We start from the raw sequence: 24,795 nt of genomic DNA on the forward strand, positions 1-24,795 counted from the left end.
TCTTCAGAACATCGAGGAACCACCCGTGACGGGGATGACGGCTCCGGTCATGAAACTTCCCTCATCAGACGCCAGAAGCACATAGGCCCCCGCCACTTCCGCCGGCTGTCCCGGTCGGCCAAGCGGGAGGTCCTTTCCCAGGGCTTCGATTTCGTCATCCAGCATCGTGGAGGTGATGAGCGGCGTCCAGACCGGTCCCGGGGCCACGGCATTCACGCGGATGTTCCGCTCGCCCAGCATCTTCGCCAGACCGATCGTGAAATCCGCAATGCCTGCCTTGCTCGCCGCATAGGCCAGCCGGTGTGGACTGCCGGATTTGGCCGCGATGGAAGACGTATTGATGATCGATCCCCCCGACTTCATGTGCGGGAGGGCTGCCTTGGCGAAGTAGAACTGCGAAAACAGGTTGGTCTGGAAGATCATCTGCAGTTCGTCCTCCGTGATCTCGTCGATGCTCCGGTGGGAACGCTGGGTCGCAGCATTGTTGACGAGGATGTCCAGCTTTCCGAAGGTTTCCATCGCCCGGGCCACCACGGCCTGACAGTGGCTTTCGCTGCGGATGTCGCCGGGCATCAGGACAGCCTTCCGGCCGGCCTGCTCGACCAGATGGGCTGTTTCGCGGGCGTCGTCATGTTCGTCCAGATACGAAATCACCAGATCCGCGCCCTCGCGCGCAAAGGCAATCGCCACTGCGCGCCCTATGCCGGAATCCCCGCCGGTGAGGATCGCAACCCGATCCGTCAGCTTTCCGCTGCCCCGGTAGCTGTGCTCTCCGTGATCCGGAGCCGGATCCAGGTCCGCAACCCGCCCCGGAGGAGACTGGTGCTGATGTGGCATGGGGGGAACGGGATAATCCTGGGGCATGATGCTGCTTCCCTGTCGTGGAGGTCAGCAGACACAACAGTCCGGCCCCTGTTTGCGATCCATGAATGATTCCCTACAACCGTCAAAACACCGTGTCTTACAAAAAGCTAAGCCTCTTCAAGCGCGTGTGATTTCCAGCCCTTTCCCGAACCTGCCTATCCTGTACTCCAATAGTCTGGATGGTGCCTTTCGATGAACCGACGCGATTTCAACGCCCTGCTGGCAGGGCTGGGACTGACCTTCGGAGAGGGCAGGATCCATCATGCAAGCGCCACGACGTCGCGCGTGGATGTTTTCAGGCTGCGCGCCAATGACTGGGTGCCGAACAACCCGGATCTTCCCGTCATCGTCTATCGTAATGCGCTGGAAGCGGGACCGGACCGTGAATCGGTCTACGAGGATCTGTTCAGCCAGAACGGCTGGCCACCACAGTGGCGGAACGGTGTCTATCCGTTTCACCACTATCACAGTCTGGGGCACGAGGTTCTGGGCTTTTCAAACGGTTCTGCCCGCCTCATGCTTGGCGGTCCGAACGCCCGGACAGTTGAGGTGCGCGGTGGTGACATTGCCCTGCTTCCGGCCGGAACGGGGCACTGCAACCTCGGCTCGGATACGGATTTCACCGTGATCGGCGCCTATCCGCCCAACCAGTCCTTCGACATCCTCCGTGCAGCACCAACCGCTGAACAGAGTGCCCGAATCCACAATCTGCCGTTCCCGAAAACCGATCCGGTTCAGGGCGGAGCAGGTGTTCTGGCACGGGAGTGGCACCCGTCATGACGGCTTTTCCGCTCAGGCGACGCCCCTTCCTCGCAGCGCTCGCGGGTCTGGCAACGGTCAGCAGTGCCAGTGCAGTCGAGGTCACGGACCAGAAAACCCGGATCGGCATCATCGGCACAGGTCATGTCGGCACGACGCTGTGCGAACTCTGGGTTCATGCGGGCTATCACGTCATGGTCTCGTCCCGTTCCCTGACGGAAGCGCAGTCGCTGGCCACCTCGCTGGGACCACTCGCCACAGCCGGCACCCCGGCCCAGGCGGCGGCCTATGGGGACGTCGTGGTCCTCGCCGTGCCCTATGGCGCCATTCCGACACTCGGCCCCCAACTGAGCCGGACGCTGCTGGACAAGGTTGTGCTCGATCCGTCCAATCCCTATCCGTGGCGGGACGGGGCGATTGCGGAGACGGCGCAGAAGGCTGGGGCGGGGGTGACGACCCAGCAGTACTTCCCTTCGGCTCATGTGGTCCGGGCGTTCAATTCCATCGACATGACCACGCTCCGCTCGGAGTCCCATCGGGCGCCCCCTCTTCTGGCCGTGCCGGTTGCGGGAGATGATGCGGGGGCGGTGTCGCAAGTGGTAGCGCTGGTGAGGGCAGCCGGATTCGATCCTGTCGTGACCGGAAACCTCGCCACGGCAAAACTCTTCCAGCCGGGCAGTTCCGGCTTTGAACTGGAGCAGGATGCTGCCGGGCTGAAAAAGACGCTTCACCTTCCGTAATTCGTAAGGCCGTCGTTCGGGAGGCGCGTACCGCCGGAAAATCCGTTACGGTCCTGTCCGTGAAGACAGAGACCCTTTCCGTCCCGGACCTCGACCCCACCGAACTTCTGGCCGGTGCGGAACCCTGTGATCCGGTTCTGACGCTGCCTCCGGCCCTCATCCGGTCTTTTCTGGATCAGGGACGGCAGATGATCTGCTGGCTGCCGGTGGGCGTCGGGCTCGGGGCCGTGACGTATCTTGTCCTTCCGTTCGAGCCTTCCGTTGCGTTCGTGATCCTCGTCACGCTCCTGCCTGTCCTGACGGGAGTTGGATGTCTTTGGCGGGGCTGGCAGCGGCTGTTTCCGCGGCTGCTCGGGTTTGCGCTTCTGGCCGCGGCGACCGGTTTTGGTGATCTGGCGTTTCAGGCCCGGATGCAGCCGCCCATGCCGGCTTTGCCGACGCATGCCACCGTTCTGAGTGGGCGCGTCCAGTCGCTGGAAATCCTGCCGGCCCGCAATGATGACGAGGATGACGGCCATCGCGTGACTCTCACGGGTGCCGTGTTTGAGACGCCTGTCGATGCCGGAATGGCGCCATTACGCCGGACGCTGCATATCCGTTTGCGCGATGATGATGACCTGCTTCCCGAGCCTGGAAGCACAATCCGCCTGCGCACCATGCTGCGCGCACCGCCGCCGCCCTCCTGGCCCGGCGGGCGGGATCTTCAGCGGGAGGCCTGGTTCTCGGGGCTGGCTGGAAGCGGCTATGCGCTCGGTCCGGCCAGTCTTTCAGGCGCCCCATCCCGCCAGTCGTGGCTTGAATCCCTGCGTGAAACCGTGGCTCTGCGTGCCAGTGCTGCGCTGTCCGACCAGACTGCCGCCATTGCCGCCACGCTTCTGGCTGGCGAAGCGGGGAGCATCGATCAGCATACGCGCGAGACGTTTTCCGCTTCGGGGCTGGCGCATCTCCTTGCTGTTGCCGGGCTGCATCTGGGTCTCGTGATGGCGGCTGTCATCGTGACGCTGCGCTGTGGTCTGGCGGCCATCGAATATATCGCCCTGCGCTGGCCCTGCCGGCAGATTGCCGCTGTTTCCGGACTGCTGGCCGGGGTGGGTTATGTGATGCTGACAGGCGCGCATCTTCCCAGCCTTCGGGCGTTGGGCATGGCCAGTATCGTGACGCTGGCCATCGTGACCGGGCGGCGGGTGCTGTCCATGCGTTCGCTCTCCATCGTGGCGCTCCTGATCCTGCTTGTCTCGCCGGTTTCGGTGGTCGATGTGTCGTTCCAGATGTCCTTTGCTGCTGTGATGGGGCTGATCGCGGGCTATGGCGCCCTGCGCGAACCGCTCATGCGCCTGCGGGGTGAGGGGGAGTGGTATCGTGTTGTCGCGTCTCATTGTGCTGCGCTTGTTCTGACGAGCCTTCTGGCCGGGCTGGCGACGCTGCCGGTCAGCATGGCGCATTTCGGCGCGCTTCAGCCCTGGTTCGTGCTGGCCAATCTCGTGGCTGTGCCTCTGGCCGCCGTGTGGATCATGCCGGTCGGACTTCTGGCGCTCGTGGCCATGCCGTTCCATGCCGAAGCGCCCTTTTTAAAGCTCATGGGGATGGGAATCCGCATCGTGCAGATTCTGGCGGAGCGTGTTGCGGCGTTTCCGATGGCGCATCAGCCCGTTCCTGCCATGCCGGGCTGGGGTCTGCTTCTGGTCATGCTCGGACTGTGTTTCCTGTGCCTGTGGAAGGGCAGGGTGTGTCTTGCCGGTCTGCTCCCCATCGCGGTCGGGGTGGCCGCGATCTGGCTGGCGCCGAAGCCGGATATTCTCGTGTCTCCGGATGCGGGGCTGATAGCCGTGCGCAGTCAGGGCGCGCTTCTGGTCGGCCCACATTCCAGCCTGCAACGCCGTACACTGGAAGACTGGCAGCAGGCTCTTGCACTTCCCACGGCGCCTCTGCCGTCAGGCTGCCTGTCCGGCCCGTGCCGGATCACGCTTGGCGCGCGGACTGTTCTGCTGCGTGTCCGTGATGCGTCGGATGGCACTATCCTTCCGACTGCGGAGCAATGCGAGGGCGTGAGCCTGTTCATCAGTGCGTCTCCCGCACGCAAAGGCTGCCCGGACGTTCCCTCCATTGACCGGTTTTCCGTCTGGCGGGATGGGGCCTACAGCGTGTTTGCAGGTCGTAATCTTGCGGTCGTCTCGGACCGGAGCTGGCGGGGAAACCGCCTGTGGGTTCCACCCGTGGGCTGGCATGGCATGCCCAACCTGCCTCTGGCCCAGTCGGAATGAATGCCCGGGGTGAGGGTCTCTCAACCTTTTGGAAAGCAATCGCCCGGTAGGATCGCCGCACAAGGAGGTCCGCTATCGTGGCTCACAAATCCGCAACGGGCGTTCTGCTCGCGCTTTCACTGACGGCCGCTGTCCCGGCGCAGGCCGCTCCAGTCGTGATCTGGGAAGGGCTGAGTCTGGGCATGAGCGTGCCGGACGCAAAGCTCAGTCACCCGGAAATGATGGCGCTCCCCACGCCGGTGCCGCGTGCCGGTTTTGCGCGTTACGTCATGCAGGGGCCGTCGATCGGGTCCTGTCTGTCGAATGTGGATGTGAACTTTCTCGGCGGCCGTCTGGCTTCGGTGGAGGTGCATGCCCTGACGGATACGGATTCAGGTGATGTCCGGATCTGTGCCGAGGAATGGGGCCGTGCCGTCCGCCAGAAATACGGTCAGCCCCTGTTCGACGTGCGTGCGCCCATGACGGAAAAGATTACCTGGAACGCCAATGGGTTTTCCGTGACGACGCATATGCGCGTCGTCAATACGGTCGTGGTCTATTCCGTCTCCTATCAGGCTCCGCGCCGGACGGCGGCCCAGATCCTGTGAGGCGGATCCTTCAGGTTGCAGCGGCTTTTCGTACAGGCGGGGCCTGCATCCGCTTGTCGGGATAGAGACACCATTTCGTTGCCGGGCAGCGCCAGCATTCGGGCGCGCGGGCTTTGCAGACATAGCGTCCGTGCAGGATCAGCCAGTGATGCGCCGGGCGCAGCATGTCTTTCGGGATCCGCGCGACCAGCCCGTCCTCGACCTGTCGCACGGTTTTTCCGGGCGCCAGTCCGGTCCGGTTGCCGATGCGAAAGATATGCGTATCGACCGCCATCGTATCCGCCCCGAAGGCAACATTCATCACGACATTCGCCGTCTTGCGCCCTACACCGGCCAGCGCTTCGAGCGAGGCGCGGTCGGACGGCACCTGTCCGCCATGACGCTCCAGCAACTGTTCGCATAACAGCGCCACGTTATGCGCCTTTGCCCGCCACAGCCCGATGGTGCGGATATGCCGCGCAATGCCATCCTCGCCGAGGGCTGCCATCGATGCCGGATCGGGCGCTTCCTCGAACAGGCCCTTCGTCGCCTTGTTGACGGATTTGTCCGTGGCCTGCGCCGAGAGCACGACGCTCACCAGAAGTTCGAACGGATTGCGGAACACCAGTTCGCTCTCCGCGTTGGGGTTAGCCTCGGCCAGTGCGGTGATGAAGGCTTTCGCGGCCGCCCTGCTCATGATTTTCGGGGCATCGGTCATGGCAGGTACTCCACTGGGCCGTCTGGCAGGGCTGGACCGTCCGCTGTTGCGTCCGGTCCGGACAGACAGCAAGATACGGCAAAGTTCTGAAAATTCCATGCCATCACACCGTGGCCTGTCCTGCATCACAGCGCAGGCAGACAGACGGCGGAGCGTTCTGTGTCCGATACCACTCTTCCCATGACCACCCAGCAGCAGGAGGGCCGCAAGCAGGACGTCTCCTTTACCGAGGTCCTCTCCTTCGTCTCCAGCCGCTGGCGGGATCATCCCCTTCTGCTGTCAAAGACGCTGGGTGGCGTTGGGCTCGCCACGCTGGCCGATGTCTGCACGCCTATTCTCGCCGGTCGTCTGGTGGACGATATTTCCCGCCATGCCGCTGGCCCCGCCGTTGAGCAGACAGCCGAACTGCTGCATCTGCGGGACGATGCGTTTCTCATGGTCGCGGGACTGATCGTTCTGGGGCTGGTGGGACTGTTCGGACGTCGTTCGTCCTTTATCGGGATCTCACACCTCACGCTTGCCATCATGCACCGCATCGCCAATCAGGCGTTCGATCGCGTGCAGCGCTTCTCGACGGACTGGCACGCCAACAATTTTGCCGGATCCACCGTCCGCAAGCTGACACGTGGCATCTGGGCGATTGACACGCTTGATGACACGCTTCTGCTCCTGATCGCGCCTGAAGTGCTGGTTCTGGGGGGCACGACGGCCGTTCTCATGTTCCGCTCTCCGCTCATGGGTTCGGTTCTGGCAGTCTCGGTCGTGCTGTTCGCATGGCTCTCCATCACCCTGACCCTGCGCTACGTCGCGCCCACGGCCCGTGCCTCCAATGAATGGGACACGAAGATGGGGGCGGCGATGGCCGATGCGGTGACCTGTAACCCTGTCGTCAAGGCATTCGGTGCGGAAGATCGTGAAGACGAGCGGCTCGACAGCATCATTCACGGCTGGCGTCAGCGCACCCTGAAAACCTGGATCCGGGGCACCAACAGCGCCAATCTTCAGGCCCTGTCATCGCTCGCCATGCGAATGCTGCTGATCGGCCTCGCCGTCTGGCTGTGGTGGGATGGCAAGGCAGGACCGGGTGACGTGGCGTATGTCCTGACCATGATGTTCCTCGTGCAGGGCTATCTGCGCGATCTGGGGCAGCAGGTCAGTCAGGTGCAGCGCTCCGTTAATGAAATGGAGGAACTGGTGGCGATTTTCCGCCGTGAGCCCGCCATCCGGGATGCTCCCGATGCCCGGAAGGCCCATTTCGTACACGGTGCCATCCGTTTCGAGCATGTGGATTTTCAGTATCCGGGGCAGGACAAGCCGCTCTATCACGACCTGACGATCGACATCGCGCCGGGCTCCCGCGTGGCCCTCGTCGGGCCGAGCGGATCGGGCAAGACGACCCTGACCAAGCTGCTTCAGCGCCTTTATGACGTGAATGGCGGCCGGATCGTGGTGGACGGGCAGGATATTGCCCATGTCACGCAGGACTCCCTGCGCTCGCACATTGCCATCGTTCCGCAGGAACCGGTCCTGTTCCATCGCACGCTTGCGGAAAATATCGCCTATGCGCGCCCTGACGCCAGTCGTGCCGAGATCGAGGAAGCCGCCGGTTTCGCAAATGCGGCGCCTTTCATCGAGCGTCTGCCGGAAGGCTACGAAACCATGGTTGGGGAGCGTGGCGTGAAGCTCTCGGGCGGGGAGCGTCAGCGTGTCGCCATCGCCCGCGCCTTTCTGGCCGATGCACCGATCCTGATCTTTGATGAAGCCACGTCCAGCCTTGATTCCGAATCAGAATCCCTTGTGCAGGACGCCATGCGCCGGCTGATGCAGAACCGGACCGTCATCGTCGTGGCGCATCGTCTTTCCACCGTCATGGAACTGGACCGCATTCTCGTTTTCAACCGGGGCGAACTGAAGGAAGACGGAACCCATGCAGAGCTGATCGGCCGGGAGGGTGGTATCTATCGCCGCCTGTTCGAGCTTCAGTCGCTGGAGGTCTGAACGGAAGCGGAAAGGGAAGGGTGTTTTTGCATCCTTTTATGTCTGGCTGCGTTTCCCTGTTAATGGATCTCTCCGCCCGGACCACAGGATGCCCGACGGGAGCACACAGGAGACTGCCGTATGACCATCCGTTCCGCCTTTGCCGCCCTGCTGCTCGCCACGCCTGCCGTTTTGTCCGTTGGGAGTGCGCTGGCCGAGCCGGTTGCGTTTGACCATGCGCGGCTGATCGACGGAACGGGTGCCTCGGCACAGCCGGATACAACGGTGGTCATTGAGGACGGAATCATCATGTCGGTCGGGACGCCGGCTCCGATGGAGGCCCGTCATATGGACCTGACGGGCAGGACGCTCATGCCTGCCCTCATCAGCGATCACAGCCATGTCGGCCTTGTGAAGGGCACGGGGGCCAGTCGCGACAACTATACCCGGGCCAACATTCTTGCCGCCATGAAACAGTATTCGGATTATGGTGTCCTGACCGTCACGGCGCTGGGTCTGAACCGCTCTCCGCTTTTCGATACGCTGCGTCAGGAACAGCATGACGGCCGCAATCCTGGTGCGGATCTGTACGGTGTGGATCAGGGCATCGGTGCGCCTGATGGTGTTCCGCCCGCGGCCATGGTCAAGGGGATCGGCCCTGATCAGGTCTTCCGTCCCACCACGCCCGAAGAGGCCCGCAGGGATGTGGACCAGATGATTGCGGAACATACGGATCTGGTGAAGCTCTGGGTGGATGATTTCCGCAATGACGTTCCTGACGGCAAGACCTATCCGATGCTGCCGCCTGCGATCTATCAGGCCGTCATCGACGAGGCGCATCAGCACGGTACGCGGGTTGCGGTCCATATTCATGATCTCGCGGTCGCCAAGGCCATCGTTGCTTCAAAGGCGGACATTCTCGCCCATGGTGTGCGGGATCAGCCCGTCGATCATGACCTGATCGCTGCAATGCTCCGTCAGGGGACGTGGTACATTGCGACGCTGGATCTGGACGAAGCGAACTATCTCTATGCCGAACAGCCCGAGCTGCTTTCCAATCCCTTCGTGCTGGCAGGTATGGGTCCGGCCCTGCGCCGCCAGTTTACGGACCCGAAATGGCGCGCCGAGACGCTTGCCAAGCCTCTGACCAAGGCCTCGCATTACGCACTGTCCGTCAATCAGAAGAATCTCGCCGTACTGTATCGGGCGGGTGTGAAAGTCGGTTTCGGAACGGATTCCGGGGCCGCGCCGACCCGTATTCCCGGCTTTGCCGAGCATCGTGAACTCTACCTGACCGTACAGGCCGGGCTGTCCCCCGTGCAGGCCATCAGTCTGGCGACGGGCAATGCCGCGGCCCTGCTGAACCTCTCCGATCGTGGCGTGATTGCGCCGGGTCGCCGGGCCGATCTGCTGATCGTGAAGGGTAATGCCGATGAAGATATCGGGGCCGTGGACCAGATCGATCAGGTCTGGCAGCGTGGCACGCTCGTCAGCCACGGCCCTGTACGCTCGAAGAACTGAGGCTCGGCTTTACGCGGCCGTTTCGGGGCGCGCCCGCCCCGAGACCAGCCGGAACATCGGGCCTGTCAGTGTGGTGGAAATCACTGCCAGCACCATCAGGGACGCAAAGGCGAATTCCGAAATCATGCCATGCGCATGCAGGATGGTGGCCGCTACGATTTCCATCAGTCCCTTGCACTGCAACAGCGAGCCGATCCCCAAGGCCTGCCGATGTGTCAGGCCGGGAGCGGGCGGGAAAATCCAGACGGCCAGGATTTTCGTGACGATCGCAATGACGACCAGCAGCAGGGAGGCCACGACAGAGGGCCAGGTCAGCGCATCTCCGTCGATCCTCAGCCCGCTATGGCCGAAGAACATCGGGGCCAGCCAGATCAGTGAGAAGGTGCCAATGGTCTCGACTGGCAGACGGCGCACCCAGCGTGGCGGCATGAGCGCGCCTGCGAAATAGGCGCCGATCAGTTCATGCAGCCCCAGTTCATGGCTCGCCCAGGACCCTGCGGCCAGATAGGCCGGAACAGCAGCCCAGATCACCCAGATGGGCGGGTTTTTCAGGTTCCGCGTGGCCCAACTGCTCAGTAGCGCCATTCCCGCCAGAAGAAGAACGGCCAGTCCTTCAAAGCCGGTCCAGCCATGCAGGGCATCCGGACCACGGGCGGCGAACTGCAGGATGGCCAGCCCGATCCAGAGGGCGGCATCGTCCACGACAGCGAGCTTGAGCGCGAGTTGCCCGACGGGGCGGTATACAGGCTCGAGTTCACGCACGATTCCGATCAGGACGGGCAGCGCGCTGACGGAAATGCACAGCCCGATCGACATCGCGCCGATCCAGCCATTGCCCTGCGGCGCCTGCCAGCCATGCAGCGGCAGGAAGAACAGCTTGACCAGAATGGTGCCGACTACAAACGGAATCCCAAGCGCCACCAGGGCCCCGCCCAGCAGACGGCCCAGCGTCGGGGAAGGCAGATTTGCTGCTTCGGGAGAATGGGTCGGGTTCTGCCACATCTCCAGCCCGGCGGTGAACGCCAGAACCAGAACGGCCAGCCAGCCGATGTAATCGCCATAAAGCGAGGGAATGCCGATGGTTGAGGCAGGAAAGTGCAGGACCGCCAGAAGAATGCCGACCAGAATGGGCAGGATGGCAATCGGAATGGAGCGTCTGAGCAGTTGCCATAGTCCCCACGGAATAAGGACAAATATAAATGCATCCGCAAACAGTGCTGTCACATTCCCCATGACGATCCCTTTTTTGTTTCAGGTGCGTTCATGGTAGCATGAAACATGGCTTCAACGAAAATTAATAACAAAACCTCGATAATTATAAAAATACTTCGAAATTAAAACATATTGTTAAAATAATGCTCGTGATCCTGACGGATAGGGCTGTCTGGGTAAATTCCGGCAACCCTATCCTTTCATCATGCTTCGTTAAGCTTCTCGGCTGCGTCGATATAGGACCGCATCGCCAGATGTTTCTCTGCGGTATTCCAGAAATGGATGAATCCACGCGGATGAGCGGGATCCGTGGGATGATCGTAACCGCCTATCTGTGTATGCGCGCTGACGGGCTCGCCATCGAAGTCGCTGAGTTTGTACAGCGTATAGTTCAGTACGCTCTGGTCGTAGAATGGAATTGAGGTGCGGCCATGCCGGGATGTGTATCGGACCAGAGTCTGATAGGCGGCCCTTATGTACTGTCCGTGATCTGCCATGTTCGGCACTAGAAGAAGGCCGCCATTGAAGCCGTGGAGTCCATCGCATGAGAACGGATCAGCCTGCACCAGGCTCGAGCCTGTATGTTCTGACGTTGCGATCTGGTGGAAGGGCTCGATCTGTGCGCTGCACTGGCGGGCTTTGACCGCTGCGACAAGAAAGGGTTCGATCGCACGGTCAAAAACGATATCGACATCCGAGTACAGGATAGGCTGGTACTCATCGAGTAATGACGTGTTGAAAATCGTAAGACGGGCCCCGACGTAGTCGAGCTGGTCCGAACCCTGCATCGGAATGACCTGGATCTGATTGCGTAGGCATTCAGGTGCCAGGCCTTTCAGATGATCTGCGTCAATATTGCTGACGATCAGGATCGTACCGTCATATTTCGCTAGTGATCCAATGCTGCGGATGCATTCAGAATACTGCTGGAGGGCCGCACCATAGCCGAAAACAACGAGCACGACGGCGGGGTTGAGCAAAAACGCTTCGTAGACTTTCCAGTCATCGAAGAACATGAAGCGGGGCAGGTGTTTCGCGGTTGCGGCGCTCTTGAAGAATGCCTCCATCGGAAGCTGTTTTTCGCCGAAAGTGACCTGATCGAAATTCGACTCCCGGAGGTTCAGTTGCACGATGTCATCGCTGCCTCCCAGGACCCAGCGATGGTTCGCAACCCGCACGGCCGCATGGAAGGTCTCGATGTCGAGAAGCTTGAATGTTTCCCAGAGATTCCGGTGCTCGGCTACAAAATCAAGGCCGCCAAGATGGTTGGCCCGGCCAAATCTGCCCTGATACTGAAAACTGTAATGACCGTTGCCATGATATTCGGGTGTGACTGCAACCGTCGGGATGGCGCGCGTGATCGTCAGTGTCTCGAGATCCAGCCATCGGTCTGCGTCTCCCAGCGTACAAAAGCCGCTGAGACCGTTTTTGTCATGAAAACACAGAACATCTTCGAGACGCGTAATATTTGAAAGATCGCGCTGAACAACGCGCTCTCCTTCCACATGGAAGACTTTCAAATTATGGCTGACCAGAATTTTCAGCATTGGTTCGCGCACGCTTTCCCAGTGAATGGCGGTTCTCAACATCGCATGAATCATGTTGAGAAACAAACCGTCATGACTGCCGGTCGTGACCTTCGTGACAGGCAGTCCGTCCGCCAGTCCTGGCCGCATTCTTCAGGGCCGACTCAAACAGCGGGGCGGCCCAGAATTTCAATCTGACGCAAGTTCAGGACACCGTTCTCCAGAAGCCGGATGCGCAGATGACGGGTGGCAAAAGCCTGCTTCGGCTGCCACACGATCTCGTCTGCGGGGGCCGCAGAGGGGCTCTGCCCATCCAGGACCAGGCGCATGACATTCCAGTGCTCGCCATCCGCCGAAGTCTCGAATGCAAAGCGGATAAAGCGGTTACGCCATCCGGGACGAGTCAAGATCCGGATCTGATCGATGACCACCAGCCGATCGAAATCTGCTTTCCACCACGGGCAGGGCTCATTTTCGGAGTGGATGCTGTAGTCGTCCGAGCCAAGGAAGAGTAACGCGGCTTCAGAGCACTTGTCCTGCCCGCGTGAATAAGCGGAAATGGAACTCATTTCTGCTGAAGCATAAATGGCAAGATTCTGTAGGGGCCCCAGCTCAAGGGGTTCCGCCCTGAGAGAGCGCAGATGCAGACATCCCTTTGACAGGCTGGTGATACGGAGAAAACGTCCAAGAGAAGGTACTTTGAAAGTGACGAAATTCACTTTTTTATCGGAGTCGATGGAAAGATCGAAAACCTCGGTTCGCCATGACTCACTGTCGAGGCTTGTCTCGATGGTGAAATGTTCAAAACGCTCGGAATAGGTTTCCCGGTTCCTGATCGTGAGCGATCTGAGAAAGGTCTCTTCAAGAAGATCGATCACGACCCATGGGTGGCTTTCGTAACCCGTATGGAAAGCGAATTCCCCCTCCCAGCGTGGATTGGTGAGGTTGTCCGCTTCCGCCGGAATGTCGGAGCGGGAATAATCACTGAGGGAACTCGTTGCCACGGGTTTGTGTGCAGCAGGGTCCTGCGTGGAATAGATGTCGATTTCGTAAATGCGGGACAGGATGGCGGAGGCCGTATGGTCTGGTTCGCGAAGGGATTTGTCCAGAATGGCTTTCTGTACATCCCGCCTGTTTTCGTAACGGAATGCCGCCTCGTCATCCAGGGGGTTATCGATGAAGGTGCGTGTCGGTCTGGAAGCCAATGCCAGACTGATGATTTTCTTCCCTGACACGACGGAATGGACGAAGGAACCCGGCACATTGACGACCGGATTGTGTTCCGAATACTTTCTTTCGAAATGGAAGTTGTGCAGATCTGCGAAATCCTGAAGATCGGCGATCTTCAGGCCTGCATCTCGTATTGTTGCGGGCACGACGGTTTCGCAAAATGGCCAGTTGGTACGAATGCCGGCAGCATGCTCTGCCGCTAGTTCCAGGCGTCGTTCCGTTATGAGTTCGAGGGCTCTGTGCGAGAAAATAGAGACGCAGAGCAGACATCCCAACGGATCGTCACTGACCGATACGGCATCATTGTACCACATCCATTCGGGTGTCGGCTTGTGGATGAAATCGACGATGAGATCGATGCCCTCTTCCGCCATCTTTTCGCAAAGACGGGAAAACTCCATGTTGGCGGAGACATCTGATTCAGTAACGACATAGTAATCGTACTTCTGTTTTTCCCATGACAAAATAACGGGGCAGATATAATCCCAGTTGTGCCAGAGCGCCCGGTCCCTGGGTATGATCGGAAAACCTAACTCTGCAATTTCAGTCTGTGTATGTCCGATACATTCAAAACCGGGCGTGGGGAAGGCGCCTCCCGTAAAATCGGCAGCAATGACAAAGTCTCCGCCATAGCTGTTTTCCTTCGCCTTGTGGGCCATTCTACCGATACATTCATCCCACGAATAAGTTCTGAATACGGTAAGAAAGCGCATTTTCCACACAGCCTGGTATGATCAGTTGTTCATGATTAACAACGGATACGCCGACCCAGTCAATATTTCAGCGGGTTTCGGTCGCTTGACTTGAAATGTCGTTCAGACAGTCCTTCAGAAATGCCGTCAAAGCCCGTCCGCGGTGGCTCACGGCGTTCTTTTCGGCTTCCGTCATTTCCGCGAAGGTCCGGGTTTCGCCTTCGGGTACGAACATGGGATCGTAGCCGTGGCCATGATCGCCCCGGGGCGGCCAGACGACCGTGCCGTGACATTCGCCCTGCACGGTCCGGGTCTCGCCGTCCGGCCAGGCCAGACACAGGGCCGCCACGAAAAAGGCCCGGTGATCCGGAGTGTCGCCCATCTCCTGATGCACGCGCTCCATCGCAACCTGCATGTCTTTCGTCGGGCCGCCCCAGCGCGCGGAATAGACGCCCGGCCGGTTGTCCAGCGCCGAGACGCAGAACCCGGAATCATCTGCAAGCGCTGGCAGTCCGGACGCCTGAGCCGCTGCCAGCGCCTTGATGGCGGCATTGCCGGCGAAAGTTTCTTCCGTCTCTTCCGGCTCCGGCAGGTCCAGTTCAGCCGCCGAGACAACGGTGATTCCGCTGGCGGCCAGCAGGGTCGAGAACTCGCGCAGCTTACCCGCATTGTGGCTGGCAAGAACGATCTTTGAACCGGGAGAAAGTTTACGCATCATGCAGTCTCCAGCGCCTTGTTCTGGACTTCGAACAGTCGGGCCGTGCCGAGTTTTGCCAGCCGCAGGAGTTCGAAGAATTCGCTTTCCTGAAACGGCTTGTCCTCGGCTGTTCCCTGGATTTCGATGATGCCACCATCTGCCGTCAGGACGAAATTCGTATCGGCCTGCGCGCTGCTATCCTCAATGTAATCCAGATCCAGCACGGCGCCGGCATCCGTCAGTCCGCAGGAGACAGCTGCGACCTGCGCCGTCAGGGCCTGCGAACGCTTCGCCTTTTTCAGCGCCAGAGAGAGCGCCACCCAGGCCCCGGTAATGGAGGCGCAGCGCGTGCCGCCATCCGCATTCAGCACGTCGCAGTCGAGCGTGATGGTTCGCTCGCCGATTTTTTTCAGATCCACGCAGGCGCGCAGCGAACGTGCGATCAGGCGCTGGATTTCCTGCGTGCGGCCGGACTGTTTGCCCTTGGCCGCCTCGCGCTGGCCCCGGCTATGTGTTGCGCGTGGCAGCATTCCATATTCCGCTGTGATCCAGCCCTGTCCCTTGTTGCGCAGGAACGGCGGAACGCGGTCTTCGATCGTCGCCGTGCACAGGACTTCCGTCCCGCCGACGCGGATGAGGGCCGAGCCCTCGGCATGGCGGGCAAAGCCGGTCTCGATGGAAACAGTGCGGATTTCGTCCGGCGCACGCCCTGAAGGACGCTTGCCTGCGGTGTCAGTCATGTAAAAAGATCCTGTGGCAGAATATGTTCCGCCTCTACCGCGTTTGACGTAAAGGCATCCAGCCCCGACAGTTGGTTTACCATGATGCGACCACAGCCTCCCCTGTTCCGCCCCTCCATCCCGATGCCCCATGGACTGGGAGATCGGGAAGCTGCGATCCTGCGGGAAATCGTCGAGGAATATGTCGAAACCGGCGAGCCCATTGGCAGCCAGACCCTGGCCCAGCGTCTGCAACCCAGCCTGTCCCCGGCCACCATCCGCAATGTCATGGCGGAACTGGCCCGCGCTGGTCTGCTGTTCAGCCCGCATGTCTCGGCGGGACGTCTTCCGACCGAGAAGGGCGTGCGCCTGTTCGTGGACGGGCTGCTCCAGTTCGGCAGCGTGACCGAGGAAGACCGTGCCAGCATCGACAGCCGCCTCGATATCCACGGCCGCTCCTATCAGGACATTCTCTCCGAAGCGTCCTCCCTCCTGTCCGGGCTGTCTTCCGCGGCCGGGCTGGTGCTTGCACCGAAATCGGACGCGACGCTCAAGCATATCGAATTCGTGGCCCTCGGCCCGGGGCGTGTGCTGGTCATTCTGGTTGGTTCGGACGGGCAGGTGGAAAACCGCATCATCGAAACGCCACCCGGTGTTCCGCCCTCGGCCCTCGTCGAGGCGGGAAACTACCTGAACTCCCGGCTGGGCGACCTGACGCTGGGCAATCTGCGCGAGCGGGTCCGGACCGAAATGGATGCCAGCCGGCACGAACTGGATGCCCTGACTGCCAGCGTCATTGAAAGCGGGCTGGCGACATGGGACGCCGATGGGGGGACGCTGTTTGTGAAAGGGCAGGGGAAGCTGCTGGCCGACATTACCGAGATCGAGCGCCTGACGACCATCCGCATGCTGTTCGACCATCTGGAGACGCAGGAGACCATGCTCCAGCTCCTGCAACTGGCGGACGCGTCCGAAGGTGTGCGGATCTATATCGGGCGCGAAAGCGGCATGTTCGGCATGTCGGGCGTCTCCATGATCGTCGCTCCGGCCCGCAACGAGGCCCAGAAGATCGTGGGGGCCATCGGTGTGATCGGCCCGACGCGCCTGAATTACGGACGGATCGTCCCGGTCGTGGACTACACCGCGCGGATGGTCGGCAAGCTGCTCGGATAGGGTCGTTCCGGCAACTCTGTGCTTCCAGGGATGTTGAACAGGAACCCAAGACACAGAGGAGCCTGTCCATGCCTGGTCCCGACGCCCGAAAATCCGGCACGTTCCTGATCGGTGGAGACCTGAAGATCCATCGTCTCGGCTTCGGTTCCATGCGCCTGACAGGCAAGGGGATCTGGGGGCCTCCGCCCGACCGTGCCAAGGCCATCCGTACCCTGCAGAGCCTGCGCCAGTACGGGATCGATTTCGTCGATACCGCTGATTCCTATGGCCCTTTTGTCGCGGAAGACCTGATCCATGAAGTCCTGTCTCCCTACAGGGACATGGTCATTGCCACCAAGGGTGGGCTGACGCGCCATGGCCCCGACATCTGGAAACCCGTCGGCAATCCCGACTATCTGCGCCAGTGTGTTCTGATGTCCATGCGGCGTCTGGGCGTGGAGCGGATCGACCTGTGGCAGCTTCATCGCATCGGTCCGGACTGTCCGCCCGAAACGCAGTTCGAGGCCATCGCGAAGTTCCGCGAAGAAGGCCTGATCCGCCATGTCGGCCTGTCGCAGGTCACGGTGGCCGAGATCGAGAAGGCACGGAAATACTTTCCGGTCTCCACCGTGCAGAACCGTTTCAACCTCGTGGACCGCTCCTCCGAGGACGTTCTGGACTATTGCGCGAAGGAAAATATCGGCTTCATCCCCTGGGCGCCCCTTGCGGCTGGCGATCTTGCCCGACCCGGCACCTCGATGGACCGGATCGCAAACCATCATCAGGCCGATGCCGGACAGATCGCGCTGGCATGGCTGCTGAAACGTTCTCCCGTCATGCTGCCCATCCCCGGCACCGGAAGCCCCGAACATCTGGCGTCCAACGTCCGGGCCGCTTCCCTGCATCTCAGTGACGAGGAGTTCGCGGAACTTGATCGTCAGGGCCATGACACATGGAAAGCCTCACAGCGCTGAACATGGCGTTTCGGAGCGGCACTTTGCCACGAAATGACCCTTTCAGACGGGGGCGACGGCGGATACGGAACAATGCTATGCAGGCCTCATGACGCGACGTTCCTTCCGCTCCCGTAATCCCCGGGGCTCTGGCAATCCACAGGGTCCTGGCGCCACGCCGCCCCGTCCTCCACGTTTCCGCCGCTACCGGCAGTCCCTGGCGATCATCGCCGGCGTCGGACTGGTGGGGATCGCCGGGGCAGGGGTTCTGGGCTGGACGACCTATGCCAAGCTGGTGGCGGATCTGCCCAGCGTGGACAGTCTGCGCGCCTATCAGCCGCCGACCGTTAGCCGCATCTATGCCGCCGATGATCGTCTGATGGCGGAACTGGCCAATGAGCGCCGGATCTTCGTGCCGATCAACGCCATTCCCGAGCGCGTGAAGAATGCCTTCATCGCCACGGAAGATCATAATTTCTACACGCATGGCGGCGTGGATTTCATGGCGATCGGCCGTGCCGGCCTGACGGATATTTTCGCGCGTCACGGTCGCCGACCGCTGGGGGCTTCGACCATCACCCAGCAGGTCGCAAAGGTCATGCTGCTCAACAGCAACGTCCTGAGCTTCGACCGCAAGATCAAGGAAGCCCTGCTCGCCATGAAAATGGAGCAGGTGCTGTCCAAGGACAAGATCCTCGAAATCTACCTGAACGGCATCTATCTCGGGAACGGTGCCTATGGTGTTGCCGCTGCCGCCCAGAGCTATTTCAACAAGCCGCTCGATCAGCTTGATGACGCCGAGGCGGCCTCGCTGGCCGCTCTTCCCAAATCACCGACGAACTACAATCCGTTCCTGCATCCGCAGGCTGCGATGGGACGTCGCAACCTCGTGCTGGACCTGATGGTCGAGGCCGGGGTGCTGACCCGTCAGCAGGCCGATCAGGAAAAGCAGGAACCACTGGTTCCGCAGCAGAAGCAGCGTTTCGGGCCACTACCGGACTCCGAATGGTTCGGCGAGGAAGTCCGCCGTCAGCTCATCGCCCAGTACGGGCAGGAGCGTGCGGCTCAGGGCGGTCTGGAAGTCCATACGAGCCTCGACCAGAGCCTTCAGGTCACCGAGACGCGCCTTCTGCATGAAGGTCTGATGAACTATGACCGCGTCCACAGCGGCTGGCGGGGGCCTTTGCGCAACCTGTCGGACATTCAGGATGACGGCTGGGAAAGCGCCCTCGATCACGTCACGCCGCCCGGTGGCATGCTGCGCGAATGGCGTCTGGCCGTGGTGCTGCCCGGCGGTACGCATGTCGGCTGGATCGAGGAAGGCACGGCCCGCAAAGGTACCCTGCTTGCGACCGACATTGCCTGGGCGCGCCGGATGCATCCGCTCCGGGCCGGTGACGTCATCATGATCGAACCGCAGGAAAGCGGTTCCGCTGCCCTGCGCCAGATTCCGCAGGTCGAAGGCGCGGCTGTCACGCTGGACGTTCATACGGGCCGTGTTCTGGCGATGGTCGGCGGCTGGTCGTTCCATGAGAGCCAGTTCAACCGTGTTACGCAGGCGCTGCGTCAACCGGGATCGTCCTTCAAGCCGTTCGTCTATCTGGCGGCCATGGAGAAGGGGATTTCCCCTTCCGAGCGTTTCGATGATTCGCCCATCTCCTATGGCGACTGGCATCCCCAGAATTACGAACACGACAACTGGGGCCCGACGACCCTGCATGATGCGCTGCGCGAAAGCCGCAATCTCGTCACGATCCGTGTGGCCGCCCATCTGGGCATGAAAGCCGTGGCTGATACGGCCATTCGCGCCGGGCTGGTGGCCCAGATGCCGCATGTGCTGCCCGCGGCTCTCGGTGCCGTTGAAACGACCGTCATGCGCGAAGCGGCAGCCTATGCCACGATCGCCAATGGCGGGCATATCGTCACACCGACCCTCGTGGACGATATTCAGGATCGCGCCGGGAGCGTGCTCTGGCAGGCTGGCGGTTTCCGGCTGGGGACGGCCATGCAGGCTCCCCCCAGCGAACAGCCCGCTTCTACGGATGGCGCGACGCCTCCGGTTCCCGCAGCGCCGCCTGTGGCACCGGCTGCTCCCCCGCTGGGCAGTGTGTCTGTTCCCGCCCTGACCGATACGCGCCCGACCCTTGCCAGCGAGCAGAGCACGTTCCAGATCGTCAAGATGATGCAGGACGTGATCGCTCATGGCACCGGCCGGATGGCCGGTGTGGGGATCGACCGTCCCGTCGCGGGCAAGACCGGCACCAGTCAGGATTTTCATGATGCCTGGTTCGCCGGGTTCTCGCCCGATATCGTCACGGTGGTCTGGGTCGGGTTCGACACGCCCCAGACGCTGGGACGGAACTCGGATGGTGGCCGCGTTGCCGGACCGATCTGGAACAGGATCATGAAGGTGGCGCTCGCCAGCCGTCCGAAACTGGATTTCCGGGTGCCGGAGGGCATCACGCTGGCCAGCTATGACACGGGCCGCATCACGGCGGTGGACGGCTTCAAGACCGATCAGGTCCCCGGCGCTTCCGTCGAACTGCATGGCTTCGGCGCGGGAACGGAAGCCCTGACCGCCGCCGATACGGGGGCCGATACGGTGATTTCGGATTCCGAAAGCGACATGGCCCAGACGCCGGGTCAGGCCGGGGGAGCGGTGGGAACCACTCCCGGAACGGCAACGCCCGGGCAGGTCCAGAAACCCGCTCCTTCCGATGGTGACATCGGCGTGGGCGGCCTATACTAAGACCTACCAGAACAGACCAAACGGGACGGCGCAAAACCGTCCCGCCAGTGGAGGACATTATGTCGGCCGAAACCGAGGCCCTTTCAGAGCAGATCAAGCAGTCGGTGGCACTGCTGAGGAGGCATCTTTGACTGGGATGTCGCAACAACACGCCTCGCGGAACTGAATCACCGCGTTGAAGATCCCGACCTGTGGAACGACGCGGATGCTGCCCAGAAGCTGATGCGCGAGCGGACGACGCTGGCGAACCAGATCGAAGGCGTGCAGCAGATCGAAGCCGAGGTCGAAGGCACGCTCGAACTGGTCGAACTGGCAGAAATGGAGGGGGACGACAGTCTTGTTCAGGATGCCGTCCAGACCCTGCGTACCATTGCTGAGGATGTTCGCAAGCGTGAGATCGAAAGCCTGCTCTCGGGCGAGGCGGACAGCAATGACTGCTATGTCGAGGTGAACGCCGGCGCGGGTGGTACGGAAGCTCAGGACTGGGCCGAGATGCTCCTGCGCATGTATACGCGCTGGGCCGAGCAGCATGGCTACAAGGTCACCTTCATCGAAGGAAGCGAAGGCGAGCAGGCCGGCATCAAGTCCGCCACCATTCAGGTGAGTGGTCCCAATGCCTATGGCTGGCTCAAGACCGAGGCTGGCGTGCACCGTCTGGTCCGGATCTCGCCTTTCGATGCCGCGGCCCGTCGGCAGACGTCCTTTGCATCCGTCTGGGTCTATCCGGTCGTCGATGATTCGATCGAGATCGACATCAACGATTCGGATCTGCGCGTTGATACGTTCCGGGCCTCCGGTGCGGGTGGACAGCACGTCAACAAGACGGATTCGGCCATCCGGATCACCCATATCCCCACAGGGATCGTGGTGGCCTGTCAGACGGACCGCTCCCAGCACCGTAACCGCGCCAAGGCGATGGAAATGCTGCGTGCCCGGATGTACGAGGCCGAACTACAGAAGCGCGAAGCGGCGGCGGCACAGACCGAGGCTTCCAAGACCGATATCGGCTGGGGGCATCAGATCCGCTCGTACGTCCTTGCGCCTTACCAGTTGGTCAAGGATCTGCGGACCGGGGTGGAGAAGGGAAATCCGGGCGCCGTGCTCGATGGGGCCCTGGACGACTTCATGTCGGCTTCCCTGGCGCAGAGCGTGGGAGCCACCCGTTCGGAGGCCAGCGCCTCGGCCCAGTAAGTTTCATGCGCCTCCGCCGGGGGGCATGAAGTCATGTACACACGGCGGATTCGCTCAGGCGACGGAACAGGGATCCCTGTTCCGTCGCCTTATTTTTTGAATCTCTCACGCTGTCTGATCGTGAAATTGCGTTACGGTGATTTTGGGCGACATATTCATCTTCGCGGATGCGGAAAAACCGCAGAATCTTTCGTCCATATGAAAAAATCGTTTCGATTAAGGCAATAACTGGCTTGACAGCATGCGGGTTAGACTGCCCAATCAGCATATCGGGTATGTTCTTACGGCATATGACGCATTTCACGTGTCTGCAGTGGGAAAAACCCGATGGAAACACAGAAATCGGGGGCACTGCACCCGGCATATGTGGATCAACGCCGGTGTCAGTGAGGGGTAAGAAGGTTTCGACATGAAGAGCTACGCCGCACAGCAGCGCAAGCCGACAGACTATATTGTCGCGATCGTCGTGGCCGTGCTGGCTATGGGCGCTGTGATTTATGCGCTCATGAGTGGTGCTGTGAGCAAGCTGGTCCAGGAAAAGCCGCCTATCAAGACGGAAGTCATCAAGGAACAGCCCAAGCCGCCGCCGCCACCGCCACCGCCGCCACCGCCGCAGATGGAACAGCCGCCGCCGCCGTACATTCCGCCGCCGAAGATCAGCGTTCCGCCGCCGCCGAAGGCGGTCCAGCGGGTGACGCACGTCAAGCCGCCGCATCCGGTGCCGCCAAGCCCGACCCCGTCGCCAGAGCCCGTTCCGGCTCCGCCGCAGGGTCCGCCAGCTGACGCGGTTCCAGATCATCAGGCTGGTGCGCGGCCTATCAATGGCGCACAGGCAGTCTATCCGGACGAGGCCATGGAAGAAAACCGCGAGGGTCATGTGACCGCATCGTGTGACATTCTTCCGACAGGCAAGACGGCAAACTGTACCATCGTAAGTTCGAACGGCGGTCACGAGTTCGTGGAAAGTGCGCTCGACTTCCTTCGTCGGGCCCGTTATCAGCCCGCCGTCGTCAATGGTGTGCCGGTAACAGAGCATCACCACGTCCTGCACATCGACTTCACGATGGGTGACGACTGATCTCTCGACTACCGTCAAAAAGAATTGCCCTGTCAGGATCCCAGGATCTGACAGGGCTCAGAAAAGGGCCGGTCTCCATATGGCCGACAACCCAGAAAGCTCCGAAAACGGGCATCTCTAACGAGGATATGGAGTTCATGACCAGACTGTTCCGCCTTCCTGCCCTTGCCGTTCCGACGAAGGCGCGTGCCGTCCGGGCCAGCGCACTGGCTCTGACGCTGGCCCTGGCTTCCGGTGCCGTTGCACCGGCCGTCGCTTTCGCCCAGCCGGCTCCGGCCGACCAGAGCGCTCCCGCAGCGGCTCCGGTGGATCCCTCTTCCAACCCGGCTTCCCCGACGACGTCCGCTGATCCGGCTGGCGCACCGGGTGTCGCTGCTCCCAACGATGCCGGAGCTCCCGCAGCCGCTCCGACCGACGGTGCTGCTCCCGCTGACAGCGCTGCGCCGGCTACCGCTCCGGCAGACCAGTCTCCTGCCGCGGCCGCAGCGCCGGGCGAGAGCGCAACTGCAACGCCGGAAGCTCCTGCTCCGCAGGGCAACCCGTATGGCCTTGGCGCCCTTTGGGCCAATGGTGACGCGATTGCCCGTGGCGTTCTGATCATCATGGTCATCATGTCTGCTGGCACCTGGATCATCATGGTCATGAAGTTCCTGGAGCAGGGCCGTCTGTTCGCAGCGTCCAAGGAAGCTGCCCGCGAGTTCTGGACCAAGCCGTCCGTTCACGATGGTGCCGCTGCCCTGAAGCCGTCTTCCCCGTTCCGTTACATCGCCGAGACGGGCATCGTGGCTGCCGAGCATCACGAAGGCTCCATGCGTGACTCGATCGACCTACCGTCCTGGACCGAAATGTCCATCTCGCGCTCGGTCGATACCATCAACACCCGTATGCAGGGCGGCCTCGCCTTCCTCGGTACGGTGGGTTCCACGTCGCCGTTCGTCGGTCTGTTCGGTACGGTCTGGGGTATCTATCACGCCCTGACGGCCATCGGTATCTCCGGTCAGGCCTCCATCGACAAGGTCGCTGGTCCGGTTGGTGAGTCCCTCATCATGACGGCCATCGGTCTCGCCACCGCTGTTCCGGCCGTGCTGGGTTACAACCTGCTCGTCCGCCGTAACAAGGGTGCCATGGATCGTGTCCGCAACTTCGCTGCTGACATCCAGTCCGTCCTGATCGGCGGCTTCCGTCACGGTGTTGCTCCGACTGAAGGCGGCATGGCCGTTCCGACCACCATCACCACCAGCGAGCGGGTCTGATACCATGGGAATGAACGTCGGAGGAGGCGGCGGTGACGACGAGGTGGTGTCGGCAATCAACACCACCCCCCTCGTCGACGTCATGCTGGTGCTGCTGATCATCTTTCTGATCACCATCCCGGTTGCCACACACTCGGTGAAGGTCAAGCTGCCGGTCGATGCGAATACGCCGACGCAGACCAGAAAAGGCAACATTGTCCTGGCAGTGAATTCGAACGGTCAGGTGTTCTGGAATACGACACCGGTCACGAACCACACGGACCTCCTGAACCGCCTCGTCGAGGCGGCAAAGGAAAAGCCTCAGCCGCAGATCCAGATCCGCGGTGACCAGGCTGCCAAGTATCTGGCAGTTGGCCAGGTGGTCGCAACCTGCCAGGAGGCAGGGATCGCCCATGTGGACTTCATTACCGAGCAGCCTCACTCGAACTGAGGTCGTGTCGGGCCGTTTTGAACGAAACGGCCCGTTCCAGCTTTCACGTCACCTTTTTGGAGAACCGCCGTCATGGGCATGAGCGTCGGATCTGACAGCACGCACGAAGACGAAGGCATTGTCGATATCAACACCACGCCGTTGATCGACGTGATGCTGGTGCTGCTGATCATGCTGATCATCACCATCCCGCTTCAGACACACTCGGTGGCGATCGATCTGCCTCAGGGCAATCCTCCCCCATCGACCGAACAACCCAAGCTCGTGACCGTCAGCATCGGCTACGACAACAGCATTTCCTGGAACAACGAGCCGATCACGTCCGAGGCCGCTCTTCAGGCCCATTTCGAAGCTGCCGCAGCAATGCCGGACCAGCCTGAGATGCATATCCACCCCGATCGTCTTGCCGACTACAAGACGGTGGCCCATGTTATGGCAGATGCACAGCGTCTCGGCATGACCAAGCTGGGGATTGTCGGTCTGGATCAGTTCATGGAAGGACAGTAA

22 protein-coding genes are annotated in these 24,795 nt (G+C 61.2%); 14 read left to right on the forward strand and 8 right to left on the reverse strand.

What is annotated here, in order from left to right:
- Nucleotides 1-3: 3 nt before the first annotated feature.
- Nucleotides 4-864, reverse strand: coding sequence for an SDR family oxidoreductase (locus tag ABF859_RS09725; RefSeq protein WP_415527578.1), 861 nt, complete (start codon nt 862-864; stop codon nt 4-6).
- Nucleotides 865-1,056: 192 nt separating this feature from the next.
- On the opposite strand from ABF859_RS09725, the gene ABF859_RS09730 reads away from it, so the two are divergent.
- The 4 genes from ABF859_RS09730 to ABF859_RS09745 all read left to right on the forward strand — a co-directional run bounded on the left by ABF859_RS09730 (nt 1,057) and on the right by ABF859_RS09745 (nt 5,211).
- A complete protein-coding gene (locus ABF859_RS09730; RefSeq protein ID WP_415527579.1) occupies nt 1,057-1,644 on the forward strand; it encodes a cupin in 588 nt (195 codons plus the stop codon).
- Nucleotides 1,641-2,363, forward strand: a complete 723-nt coding sequence (locus tag ABF859_RS09735) for an NADPH-dependent F420 reductase (RefSeq protein WP_415527580.1) — start codon at nt 1,641-1,643, stop codon at nt 2,361-2,363. Before ABF859_RS09730 ends, ABF859_RS09735 begins: the two co-directional genes overlap by 4 nt.
- Before the next feature lie 59 nt (nt 2,364-2,422).
- Nucleotides 2,423-4,624 (forward strand): ComEC/Rec2 family competence protein, encoded by a 2,202-nt coding sequence (locus ABF859_RS09740; RefSeq protein ID WP_415527581.1) that lies wholly within the window; start codon nt 2,423-2,425, stop codon nt 4,622-4,624.
- A gap of 77 nt (nt 4,625-4,701) precedes the next feature.
- Nucleotides 4,702-5,211, forward strand: a complete 510-nt coding sequence (locus tag ABF859_RS09745; protein ID WP_415527582.1) for a hypothetical protein — start codon at nt 4,702-4,704, stop codon at nt 5,209-5,211.
- A 10-nt stretch (nt 5,212-5,221) separates the two neighbouring features.
- On the opposite strand, the gene nth is transcribed toward ABF859_RS09745, so the two are convergent.
- Entirely contained in the window at nt 5,222-5,908 is a 687-nt protein-coding gene (nth, locus tag ABF859_RS09750; RefSeq protein WP_415527583.1) for an endonuclease III, read from the reverse strand.
- 180 nt (nt 5,909-6,088) lie between these two features.
- Between nth and ABF859_RS09755 the strand changes: the two genes are divergently transcribed.
- Together ABF859_RS09755 and ABF859_RS09760 are read left to right on the forward strand one after the other, a co-directional pair.
- On the forward strand, nt 6,089-7,906 hold the full coding sequence (locus ABF859_RS09755; RefSeq protein WP_415527611.1) for an ABC transporter ATP-binding protein: 1,818 nt from the start codon (nt 6,089-6,091) through the stop codon (nt 7,904-7,906).
- A 120-nt stretch (nt 7,907-8,026) separates the two neighbouring features.
- Complete coding sequence (locus ABF859_RS09760) at nt 8,027-9,406, forward strand: amidohydrolase family protein (RefSeq protein WP_415527584.1); 1,380 nt, start codon at nt 8,027-8,029, stop codon at nt 9,404-9,406.
- Between the two features lie 9 nt (nt 9,407-9,415).
- Here the strand turns inward: ABF859_RS09760 and ABF859_RS09765 are convergent, their stop codons facing one another.
- The 5 genes from ABF859_RS09765 to rph all read right to left on the reverse strand — a co-directional run bounded on the left by ABF859_RS09765 (nt 9,416) and on the right by rph (nt 15,503).
- Nucleotides 9,416-10,639 (reverse strand): cation:proton antiporter, encoded by a 1,224-nt coding sequence (locus tag ABF859_RS09765; RefSeq protein ID WP_415527585.1) that lies wholly within the window; start codon nt 10,637-10,639, stop codon nt 9,416-9,418.
- A gap of 182 nt (nt 10,640-10,821) precedes the next feature.
- On the reverse strand, nt 10,822-12,294 hold the full coding sequence (locus tag ABF859_RS09770) for a glycosyltransferase (RefSeq protein WP_415527586.1): 1,473 nt from the start codon (nt 12,292-12,294) through the stop codon (nt 10,822-10,824).
- Nucleotides 12,295-12,308: 14 nt separating this feature from the next.
- Complete coding sequence (locus ABF859_RS09775; protein ID WP_415527587.1) at nt 12,309-14,033, reverse strand: discoidin domain-containing protein; 1,725 nt, start codon at nt 14,031-14,033, stop codon at nt 12,309-12,311.
- Between the two features lie 121 nt (nt 14,034-14,154).
- Nucleotides 14,155-14,781 (reverse strand): RdgB/HAM1 family non-canonical purine NTP pyrophosphatase, encoded by a 627-nt coding sequence (gene rdgB, locus ABF859_RS09780; RefSeq protein WP_415527613.1) that lies wholly within the window; start codon nt 14,779-14,781, stop codon nt 14,155-14,157.
- The gene (rph, locus tag ABF859_RS09785) at nt 14,781-15,503 is read right to left on the reverse strand and encodes a ribonuclease PH (protein ID WP_415527588.1); all 723 of its coding nucleotides are present in this window, start codon (nt 15,501-15,503) and stop codon (nt 14,781-14,783) included. The genes rdgB and rph overlap by 1 nt, the downstream gene beginning before the upstream one ends.
- An 81-nt stretch (nt 15,504-15,584) precedes the next feature.
- Here rph and hrcA point away from each other — a divergent pair, with 81 nt between their 5' ends.
- From hrcA to prfB, 4 genes are all read left to right on the forward strand, one after another.
- On the forward strand, nt 15,585-16,655 hold the full coding sequence (hrcA, locus tag ABF859_RS09790) for a heat-inducible transcriptional repressor HrcA (protein ID WP_415527589.1): 1,071 nt from the start codon (nt 15,585-15,587) through the stop codon (nt 16,653-16,655).
- Between the two features lie 68 nt (nt 16,656-16,723).
- The gene (locus ABF859_RS09795) at nt 16,724-17,608 is read left to right on the forward strand and encodes an aldo/keto reductase (protein ID WP_415527590.1); all 885 of its coding nucleotides are present in this window, start codon (nt 16,724-16,726) and stop codon (nt 17,606-17,608) included.
- Between the two features lie 88 nt (nt 17,609-17,696).
- Entirely contained in the window at nt 17,697-20,336 is a 2,640-nt protein-coding gene (locus ABF859_RS09800; protein ID WP_415527591.1) for a penicillin-binding protein 1A, read from the forward strand.
- Nucleotides 20,337-20,395: 59 nt separating this feature from the next.
- Nucleotides 20,396-21,527 (forward strand): peptide chain release factor 2 gene (gene prfB, locus ABF859_RS09805; protein WP_415527592.1). Its coding sequence is split into 2 segments (ribosomal slippage): nt 20,396-20,464 and nt 20,466-21,527, totalling 1,131 coding nucleotides; the frame shifts between segments, so codons are not numbered across the junction.
- A 31-nt stretch (nt 21,528-21,558) separates the two neighbouring features.
- Here the strand turns inward: prfB and ABF859_RS09810 are convergent.
- Entirely contained in the window at nt 21,559-21,795 is a 237-nt protein-coding gene (locus ABF859_RS09810; RefSeq protein ID WP_415527593.1) for a hypothetical protein, read from the reverse strand.
- Nucleotides 21,796-21,936: 141 nt separating this feature from the next.
- Here ABF859_RS09810 and ABF859_RS09815 point away from each other — a divergent pair, with 141 nt between their 5' ends.
- From ABF859_RS09815 to ABF859_RS09830, 4 genes are all read left to right on the forward strand, one after another.
- Nucleotides 21,937-22,605: an energy transducer TonB gene (locus ABF859_RS09815; protein WP_146861014.1), complete on the forward strand. Its 669-nt coding sequence runs from the start codon at nt 21,937-21,939 to the stop codon at nt 22,603-22,605.
- A 137-nt stretch (nt 22,606-22,742) separates the two neighbouring features.
- Nucleotides 22,743-23,858, forward strand: coding sequence for a MotA/TolQ/ExbB proton channel family protein (locus ABF859_RS09820; protein ID WP_415527594.1), 1,116 nt, complete (start codon nt 22,743-22,745; stop codon nt 23,856-23,858).
- A 4-nt stretch (nt 23,859-23,862) separates the two neighbouring features.
- A complete protein-coding gene (locus ABF859_RS09825; RefSeq protein ID WP_211560859.1) occupies nt 23,863-24,288 on the forward strand; it encodes an ExbD/TolR family protein in 426 nt (141 codons plus the stop codon).
- Between the two features lie 72 nt (nt 24,289-24,360).
- Nucleotides 24,361-24,795, forward strand: coding sequence for an ExbD/TolR family protein (locus ABF859_RS09830; RefSeq protein ID WP_011252842.1), 435 nt, complete (start codon nt 24,361-24,363; stop codon nt 24,793-24,795).

Source organism: Gluconobacter sp., from assembly GCF_047722525.1.
Classification (GTDB): Bacteria; Pseudomonadota; Alphaproteobacteria; order Acetobacterales; family Acetobacteraceae; genus Gluconobacter.